This window comes from Micrococcus sp. 093350064-1, assembly GCF_053627955.1.
In genome coordinates, this window is sequence record NZ_JBSEYU010000013.1 from 20404 (window position 1) to 28736 (window position 8333).

Genomic DNA, 8333 nt, shown 5'->3' on the forward strand with positions numbered 1-8333 from the left:
TGGGGGAAGATCCGGACACGCCGACGACGGCGGCCGCGGCGCGCCGCGGCCCGCGGCCGGGCGTGCAGACCACCGTGGAAGGAGCCGGCGCCGCCGTGACCTCGAGAGAACCGATCCCCGTGATGACCATCCACGGCGAGCCCGTGCTCGGGCCCACCGGCCGGCCCAAGCACGACTTCCCCGAGCCCGCGCCCCTGACCTCGCACGGCCCGGCGCGGATCATCTCGATGGTGAACCAGAAGGGCGGCGTCGGGAAGACGACCTCCACCATCAACCTGGGCGCCGCGCTCGCGGGCTACGGCCGCAGGGTGCTCATGGTGGACTTCGACCCGCAGGGCGCCCTCTCGGCCGGCCTGGGCGCGAACCCGCACGAGCTCGACACCACGGTGTACAACGTGCTCATGGAGCGGTCCGTGACCGCGAAGGACGCGATCCTGTCCACGGACTTCGAGAACATGGACCTGCTGCCGGCCAACATCGACCTGTCCGCGGCCGAGGTGCAGCTCGTCAACGAGGTGGCCCGCGAGCAGGTCCTCGAGCGCGCGCTGCGCCAGGTCCGCGACGACTACGACGTGGTCCTCATCGACTGCCAGCCCTCGCTGGGCCTGCTGACCGTCAACGCGCTGACCGCCTCGCACGGCGTGATCATCCCGCTGACCGCCGAGTTCTTCGCGCTGCGCGCGGTCGCCCTGCTCGTCGAGACGATCGAGAAGGTGCAGGACCGGCTCAACCCGGACCTGGAGATCGACGGCGTGCTGGCCACGATGTTCGACCAGCGAACCCTGCACTCCAAGGAGGTCGTGGGCTCGCTGGTGGCCGGCTTCGGGGACCGCGTGTTCGAGACCGTCATCAAGCGGTCCATCAAGTTCGCCGACGCCACGGTGGCGGCCACGCCCATCACCCTGTTCGCCGAGAACCACGACGGCGCCAAGGCCTACCGACAGCTCGCCCGCGAGCTGATCAGCCGCGGCGGCGCGCCGTGACCGCCCGCTGAGCGCCGACGACGCCGGCCCGGTCCCGTCGCGGGACCGGGCCGGTTCTCTGCGCGCTCGCGGCCGGGGGAGCGGTGGCCGGGAGACGCGACGCCGCCGATCTGCGAGAATGGAGCCGGGCGTGTCCGTCTCCGGGCCGTCCCTCACCCCCTGACCCGTCCGCCGCCGGCCCGACCGGCGCCGTTGACGCGCACCCGAAAGGACGCCCTCCCCATGAACTCCCGCAAGCCGCGAGGCTCCGGACGCACCCCCGCCGTCGGTCGACGGGGCGGCCCGTTCCAGGAGCGCGACTACCAGCGACAGATCGGTGCCCGCCGCGGCGCCGCCGGCCCCCGCGAGGAGGCCCCCTTCGACGAGGACGCCGTGCCGCGCACCCGCGGTCGCCGCGGCCGCGGCGCCGGCGCCGCCCGGGCCAAGGCCGCCCACCTCGACCGCATCCACGACGAGTCGGGCCAGCGCCTGCAGAAGGTGCTGGCCGCGGCGGGTGTGGCGTCCCGGCGCGTGAGCGAGGACCTCATCGCCGAGGGCCGCGTGGAGGTGGACGGCGTCGTCGTCACCGAGCCCGGCGTGCGCGTGGACCCGGCCACGGCCGTGATCCGGGTGGACGGCATCTCCGTGCAGACGGACGTGACCAAGCAGTACTTCGTCTTCAACAAGCCCCGCGGCGTGATCTCCACGATGGTGGACCCGGAGGGCCGGCCCTCGATCGCCACCTACCTCAAGCCCGGGCAGGAGCACCTGTTCCACGTGGGCCGTCTGGACAACGAGACCGAGGGCCTGCTCATCCTCACCAACGACGGCGAGCTGGCCAACCGCCTCACCCACCCCAGCTACGAGGTCCCCAAGACCTACGTGGTGCAGACCCGCGGCCCGCTGGCCAAGGGCGTCTCGAACCGGCTGCGCGAGGGCGTGGAGCTGGAGGACGGCGTGGCGCAGGTGGACTCGTTCAAGCTCGTCGACTCGACTCCGGGCCACGTGCTCGTCGAGGTCGTGCTGCACTCGGGCAAGAACCGCATCGTGCGCCGCATGTTCCAGGAGATCGGCCACCCGGTCGAGCGGCTCGTCCGCGTCAAGGTGGGCCCCATCCTGCTGGGCGACCAGAAGCAGGGCACCGTCCGCGCGCTCAACGCGCAGGAGCTGGGCCACCTCAAGGCCCTGGTCGGCCTGTGAGCGCGCCCGCCGAGTCCGCCGCCGCGCTCGGTGACGGCCCGGCCGGGATCCCGCAGCCCGTCCTCGTCCGGGGGACCGGTCTGCTGGGCACCTCGATTGGCATCGGGCTGAGCGCGGCCGGTGTGGACGTGCGCCTGCACGACCCCTCGCCCGCCGCCCTGGCCGTGGCCGCGGACATCCGCGCCGGACGCCCCGCCCGCCTGGACGCCGAGGGCGACGACCTCGACGCCGCCCCGGGCCTCGTCGTCGTGGCCGCGCCGCCGGACGTGACCGCCGACGTCGTGGTGGACTCGCTGCGCCGCTGGCCCGCGGCCGTGGTGGTGGACATCGCCTCGGTGAAGGAGGCGGTCGCCGCGGGCGTGCGCGCCGCCGTCGACGACGGCCGCCTGGCCCCGCAGGACGCCGACCGGTACCTCGGGACGCACCCGATGGCCGGCTCCGAGCGGTCCGGTCCCGTGGCGGCCCGCGGCACCCTGTTCACGCAGGCGCCGTGGGTGCTGTGCCCGACGGACACGACGCACCCGGGCGCCCTCGCGGCCGGTCGGGCGCTCGCGCTGACGCTGCAGGCCACCCCGTACCGGATGGCGGCCCGCGCCCACGACGAATCGGTCGCGCTGATCTCGCACCTGCCGCAGATCGCCGCCTCGCTCGTGGCCTCCCGCCTGCAGGACACCCCGGACCAGGCGCTCGCCCTGGCCGGCAACGGGCTGCGGGACACCACCCGGATCGCAGCGTCGGACCCGCAGCTGTGGGTGCAGATCCTCTCCGGCAACGCCGGGCGGATCGTGCCGGCGCTGCACGGGCTGCGGGCGGACCTGGACCGGCTGATCCGCACCCTGGAGGACCCCTCCGCCCCCGGGGCGCGGCTGGACATGGCGCAGCTGATCGCCGAGGGCAACGCCGGTCGGGCACGGGTGCCCGGCAAGCACGGGGCGCCGCCGCAGGCGTTCGCGGTGGTCACGGTGATTGTGGACGACGCCCCCGGGCAGATCGCGGCCCTCCTCGACGAGGTCGGCCGCACGGACGTGAACGTGGAGGACCTGCGGCTCGAGCACGCCTCGGGCCACCGGGTCGGCATGGTGGAGATCTCCGTGCTGCCCGGCCGCAGGGACGAACTCGTGGCGGCGCTGACCGCCGCCGGATGGAAGGTGGTCTGAGATGACCGAGCACACCCGCGACGACGTCGCACCCGCGCCGCTCGTGGTGGCGGTGGACGGCCCCTCGGGCTCGGGCAAGTCGTCCGTGTCCAAGGCCGTGGCGCGGCGTCTCGGCGCCGCGTACCTGGACACCGGCGCCATGTACCGCGCCGTGGCGTGGCACTGCCTGCACGAGGGCGTCGACCTGGCCGATGCGGAGGCCGTGGCGGCGGCCGCCGTCGCCATGGACCTGGACCAGTCCACCGACCCGGACGTCGAGGCCGTGCGGGTCGGCGGCACGGACGTCACCGAGGCGATCCGCGGCCCCGAGGTCACGGACACGGTCTCCACCGTCGCCGTGGTCATCCCGGTGCGCGAGGAGCTGCATCGTCGCCAGCGGGCGGCGATCGCCGCCGCGGGCCGGATGGTCGCCGAGGGCCGTGACATCACCACGGTGGTGGCCCCGGACGCCCACGCGCGCGTGCTGCTCACGGCCTCCGAGGCCGTGCGCACCGCCCGCCGCTCGGGCCAGCTGGCCGCGGCGGGGGAGACCGGCGTCGATGCCGGCACGCTGCACCGTCAGGTGGCCGGGCGCGACGCCCGCGACGCCACCGTGTCCACGTTCGACCGCCCCGCCGACGGGGTGGCGCTCGTGGACTCCACCGAGCTCGACTTCGAGCAGACCGTGGCGGCCGTCCTGGCCGCCGTCGAGGACCAGGCCGGCATTCCGGCCGTGAAGGGAGGCCGACGATGACCGAGAACCCCCAGCACCGCTCCGGTGAGGACGAGTTCGTCCCCGCCGGCGACGATCAGGTGGCCGAGCGGCTCGCCGCCATGACCGAGGAGGAGGCCGAGGCGCGCGCCGCGTCGCTGCGCGCCGGCCTCGAGGACTACGAGCTCGAGGAGGACGACGCCGCCCTCCTCGACGCGTGGCAGCTCGGGCCCGACGAGGACGTCGACGCGCCCGTGCCGCCCGTGCTGGCCATCGTGGGCCGGCCGAACGTCGGCAAGTCCACGCTCGTCAACCGCATCATCGGCCGCCGTGAGGCCGTGGTGGAGGACGTGCCCGGCGTGACGCGCGACCGCGTCTCCTACGACGCCGAGTGGAACGGCCGCGAGTTCACCGTGGTGGACACCGGCGGCTGGGAGCACGACGCCAAGGGCATCCACCGTCGCGTGGCCGAGCAGGCCGAGCTGGCCGTGGACGTGGCGGACGCCGTCGTGTTCGTGGTGGACGCCACCGTCGGCATGACGGCCACGGACGAGGCCGTGGTCTCGATGCTGCGTCGCAAGGACCGCCCGGTGATCGTGGCCGCCAACAAGGTGGACGACATGGTCCAGGAGGCCGACGCCGCCACCCTGTGGTCGCTCGGCTTCGGCTACCCGTACCCGGTGTCCGCGGTGCACGGCCGCGGCGTCGCGGACCTGTTGGACGCCGCGCTCGAGGCACTGCCGGAGGAGTCCGCCCACGGCGGTCTCGTGCCGCGCGGCGGCCCGCGCCGGATCGCCCTCGTGGGCCGGCCGAACGTGGGCAAGTCCTCGCTGCTGAACAAGCTGGCCGGCTCGGACCGCGTGGTGGTGGACGACCTGGCCGGCACCACGCGCGACCCCGTGGACGAGCTCGTGGAGCTCGGCGGACGGCTGTGGCGCTTCGTGGACACCGCCGGCATCCGTCGACGGCAGCACATGGCCCACGGCGCCGACTACTACGCGTCGCTGCGTACGGCCTCCGCCCTGGACCGCGCGGAGGTGGCCGTGGTGCTGCTCGAGGCGCCGCAGGTGATCTCGGAGCAGGACGTGCGCATCCTCCAGATGGTGCTGGACTCCGGTCGCGCCCTCGTGATCGCGTTCAACAAGTGGGACCAGGTGGATGAGGATCGGCGGCTCCAGCTGGCCAAGGAGATCGAGCGGGACCTGGCGCACGTCGCGTGGGCGCCGCGCGTGAACATCTCCGCGAAGACCGGCTGGCACAAGGACCGTCTCGTCCCCGCGCTGGACCTCGCCCTGGACTCATGGGACACCCGCATCCCCACGGGCAAGCTCAACGCGTTCCTCGGCGAGCTCGTGGCGGCCCACCCGCACCCGCTGCGCGGCGGCAAGCAGCCCCGCATCCTGTTCGCGACCCAGGTCTCGAGCCGGCCGCCCAAGTTCGTGCTGTTCACCACCGGGTTCCTGGACCCCGGGTACCGCCGGTTCATCGTGCGCCGCCTGCGCGAGACCTTCGGGTTCGAGGGCACGCCCCTCGAGATCGGGATGCGCGTGCGCGAGAAGCGCGGTCGCCGCCGCTGATCCGGCCCCGCCCCGACGACGTCCCTCGGCCACCCGCGCCGGGGGACGTCGTCGTCCCGGCAAGCTCCCACCGTTCGTCCACCTTCGCCTCGTAGCCTGAGGGCATGAGCCTCATCCGACGTCGCCCCGCCGCCCTGTCCCTGGCCACCCTGGCCGCGCTCGCGCTGGCCGCATCCGGCTGTGCGGTCGACGACGGCGAGACCCGGGCCGCGCTGCAGAGCGCGGAGGACCGGCTCGCCCAGGCCGAGGACCGGATCAGCGAGCTGGAGGCGGACGCCTCGGACCGCGTGGACCTGGGGCAGCTGCGCCAGGAGGCCGAGGGCGCCCTCGCAGAGGCGGACCAGCGCGCCGCCGAGGTCGTCGAGGACCTGACGCGATCCCTGCCCTCCGGTTCGGACATCGTCGACGTCGAGGCGCTCCGGGAGGACGGAAAGGTGGTCATCGAGTACGGCCAGTCTTTGCTCGATGCCGATCCCCAGGTCCTCGAGGAGACGATGCGGGAGGCGGCGGAGCAGGCACGTGACGCCATCCCGGACCTCAAGGACGTCGAATTCCGCGTGGGGGACCGGACCTTCACGTACTGATCCTGCGGCGGGGCTCCGTGAGCCCCCCGACACGCCTCTTCGACCCGCCCGGAACGGCGGATCGGAGACGCTCGGCGTGTTAGGCTTCTCACGTGCACGACTGCACCCTCAGTCATGAGAGGGTTCGTGCAGACCGCCAGGCCCACCGGTACGCCGGGGCCGCGGTCGCTGGGGGACTCTCGGTCGGGTGGCCCTCGGTCAAGGGATGAGGGGTTCACGTCTGTGAAGAGGACGTGGGCCCCTTGTTCACGTTCCGGGGTGTCGCAGCGTTCGCCCCTGACGACGACGGCCCGGCCGGCCCGCTCCGGATTCGCGTCCGGCGGCGCGGGTGGGGTATGCTCGTCGGGTGCCGAAGCGCGGATGACCGCGATTCGTCACGGGCTATGGCGCAGCTTGGTAGCGCGCTTGACTGGGGGTCAAGAGGTCGTGGGTTCAAATCCCGCTAGCCCGACCACGTTCCCACGGGTCAGAGTCCGCATCTGACGAGGGAAAATGGAATGAGGCCCAGGTACTCCCTCGAGGGGAGCGCCTGGGCCTCTTTCCGTGCCTGACATATTCCTTAGCACAAACTGATCGAGACAGACCCTACGGTTCGGCGTTCGGCTCGACTTATATCCCCGGGAATTCAGAACTTCCTCAGTGGCCGAGCGGCTCGATCCAAAATCGATCTCGTCGGTGACCAGAGCGTAGGCCCTGAAGCGCCCTGGGTCTGATGGAGACTCGCGCTATTTGATTCCGACAACTGTTCGCGGCCGGCCTCGACAGCATAGAACGTGTCCTCGAACTCGGCGGGTGGGACGTCGCCGAGGTAGCCGTGGAGGCGTTGCGTGTTGTGCCAGGACACCCACCCGAGGGTCGCGAGCTCGAGGTCCTCGACCGTCCGCCAGGGACCTGGCCGTGCGGGTCCGCGGACGTGCTCGGCCTTGTAATAGCCGTTCACGGTCTCGGCCAGGGCGTTGTCATAGCTGTCCCCGACGGTCCCGATCGACGGTGTCGCTCCGATCTCGGCGAGGCGTTCGCCGTAGCGAATGGAGGTGAATTGAGACCCCGCGTCGCTGTGTGTAAGCGGCCATGAAAAGCTGCCCATAGGTGGCCAGGGAATGACCCGCTGACGGCCATGAGGACTGCCCAGTGATGGCCACGGGAACTGCCCGGTGCTGGCCATCTGGTTTGCCCGCGTTGCTCGTTGCCCGCCGCGTCGTGAGCCGGCGGGGGCCTCCTCCCCGGGTTGGATATCGGTGTCGAATCGAATCCAGCGAGGAAGAGGCCCTGAATGAAGGATGCCGCAGAAACCATGAAAATACTCAGTGCCTATGACCTGACCAAGTCATTGCGGGGCGCCGCCGAGCTGGCCGGTTGCTCCCATCACACCGTGGCCCGGCTGGTGCGGGCCCGCGACGCCGGCCAGACCCCTGGATCCGGAGCCAGCCGCCCGAAGGTCACCGATGTCTGGCTGCCCAAGATCGAGGAATGGGTCGAGGCCTCCACGGGCAGGATCCGCGCCGATGTCGTGCACGCCAAGCTCACCGCAATGGGCTACACCGGCTCTGAGCGCTCCACCCGGCGGGCGGTGGCCGAGGTGAAGGCCGCCTGGCGGGCCGGGAAGCGCCGGGTGCACCGGCCCTGGATCACCGAGCCGGGCGCATGGCTGCAGTACGACTTCGGCGATGGGCCGGCGATCGACGGGGCCAAGACGGTGCTGTTCGTGGCCTGGCTGGCCTGGTCCCGCTACCGGATCGTCATCGCCCTGCGTGATAGGACGGCTCCGAGTGTGTTCGCCGCCCTGGACCGGTGCTTCCGGCTGATCGGGGGCGCGCCGACCTATGTGCTGACGGATAACGAGAAGACAGTGACGGTCTCTCATGTGGCCGGGGTGCCGGTGCGTAACCAGGCCACCGTGGCGTTCGCTCGGCATTACGGCGTGGAGGTGCTGACCTGCCAGCCAGCGGATCCGGCCGCCAAGGGCGGGGTGGAGAACGCGGTGAAGCTGGCCAAGGCCGACCTGGTCCCGAAGGACACCAACCTGCGGGACCAGTACGCCTCGTTCGCTGAGCTCGAGGCCGCCTGGGTCAAGTCCCTGGAAGTGGTGTAACCGTCTTCGAGGTTGTAGGGGGCTTGTACCTGTCAGGTCTGCAGGGTCGGCATCACCTCCGTGCTCATCA

6 protein-coding genes, 1 tRNA gene and 2 pseudogenes are annotated in these 8333 nt (G+C 72.0%); 8 read left to right on the plus strand and 1 reads right to left on the minus strand.

From position 1 onward, the window contains the following. The first annotated feature begins 122 nt into the window (after positions 1-122). The 7 genes from ACUW6W_RS10985 (at position 123) to ACUW6W_RS11015 (ending at position 6625) form a co-directional block, all read left to right on the plus strand. Positions 123-983 carry a ParA family protein gene (locus ACUW6W_RS10985; RefSeq protein ID WP_050773867.1) on the plus strand — a complete coding sequence of 287 codons (861 nt, stop codon included), beginning with the start codon at positions 123-125 and terminating at the stop codon, positions 981-983. A gap of 222 nt (positions 984-1205) precedes the next feature. Then, positions 1206-2162, plus strand: a complete 957-nt coding sequence (locus tag ACUW6W_RS10990) for a pseudouridine synthase (RefSeq protein ID WP_020628101.1) — start codon at positions 1206-1208, stop codon at positions 2160-2162. Further along, positions 2159-3319, plus strand: a complete 1161-nt coding sequence (locus ACUW6W_RS10995; RefSeq protein WP_069941656.1) for a prephenate dehydrogenase — start codon at positions 2159-2161, stop codon at positions 3317-3319. Before ACUW6W_RS10990 ends, ACUW6W_RS10995 begins: the two co-directional genes overlap by 4 nt. A gap of 1 nt (position 3320) precedes the next feature. Then, positions 3321-4052: a (d)CMP kinase gene (gene cmk / locus ACUW6W_RS11000; protein WP_002857424.1), complete on the plus strand. Its 732-nt coding sequence runs from the start codon at positions 3321-3323 to the stop codon at positions 4050-4052. After that, entirely contained in the window at positions 4049-5587 is a 1539-nt protein-coding gene (gene der, locus ACUW6W_RS11005; RefSeq protein WP_020628099.1) for a ribosome biogenesis GTPase Der, read from the plus strand. Before cmk ends, der begins: the two co-directional genes overlap by 4 nt. A gap of 104 nt (positions 5588-5691) precedes the next feature. Further along, positions 5692-6171: a hypothetical protein gene (locus ACUW6W_RS11010; RefSeq protein WP_036383303.1), complete on the plus strand. Its 480-nt coding sequence runs from the start codon at positions 5692-5694 to the stop codon at positions 6169-6171. Positions 6172-6548: 377 nt separating this feature from the next. Then, positions 6549-6625 (plus strand) — tRNA-Pro (locus tag ACUW6W_RS11015). Positions 6626-6931: 306 nt separating this feature from the next. Here the strand turns inward: ACUW6W_RS11015 and ACUW6W_RS11020 are convergent. Further along, positions 6932-7231 (minus strand): annotated as a pseudogene (locus ACUW6W_RS11020) (integrase core domain-containing protein); the annotation flags it as partial. 213 nt (positions 7232-7444) lie between these two features. Between ACUW6W_RS11020 and ACUW6W_RS11025 the strand changes: the two are divergent. After that, positions 7445-8236: pseudogene (locus tag ACUW6W_RS11025) on the plus strand (IS21-like element ISMlu14 family transposase); the annotation flags it as partial. Positions 8237-8333 lie beyond the last annotated feature (97 nt).

Coding starts and splice junctions, on each gene's coding strand:
- ACUW6W_RS10985 (WP_050773867.1), top strand. CDS start 123: ATGACCATCCACGGCGAGCCCGTGCTCGGGCCCACCGGCCGGCCCAAG.
- ACUW6W_RS10990 (WP_020628101.1), top strand. CDS start 1,206: ATGAACTCCCGCAAGCCGCGAGGCTCCGGACGCACCCCCGCCGTCGGT.
- ACUW6W_RS11010 (WP_036383303.1), top strand. CDS start 5,692: ATGAGCCTCATCCGACGTCGCCCCGCCGCCCTGTCCCTGGCCACCCTG.
- der (WP_020628099.1), top strand. CDS start 4,049: ATGACCGAGAACCCCCAGCACCGCTCCGGTGAGGACGAGTTCGTCCCC.
- cmk (WP_002857424.1), top strand. CDS start 3,321: ATGACCGAGCACACCCGCGACGACGTCGCACCCGCGCCGCTCGTGGTG.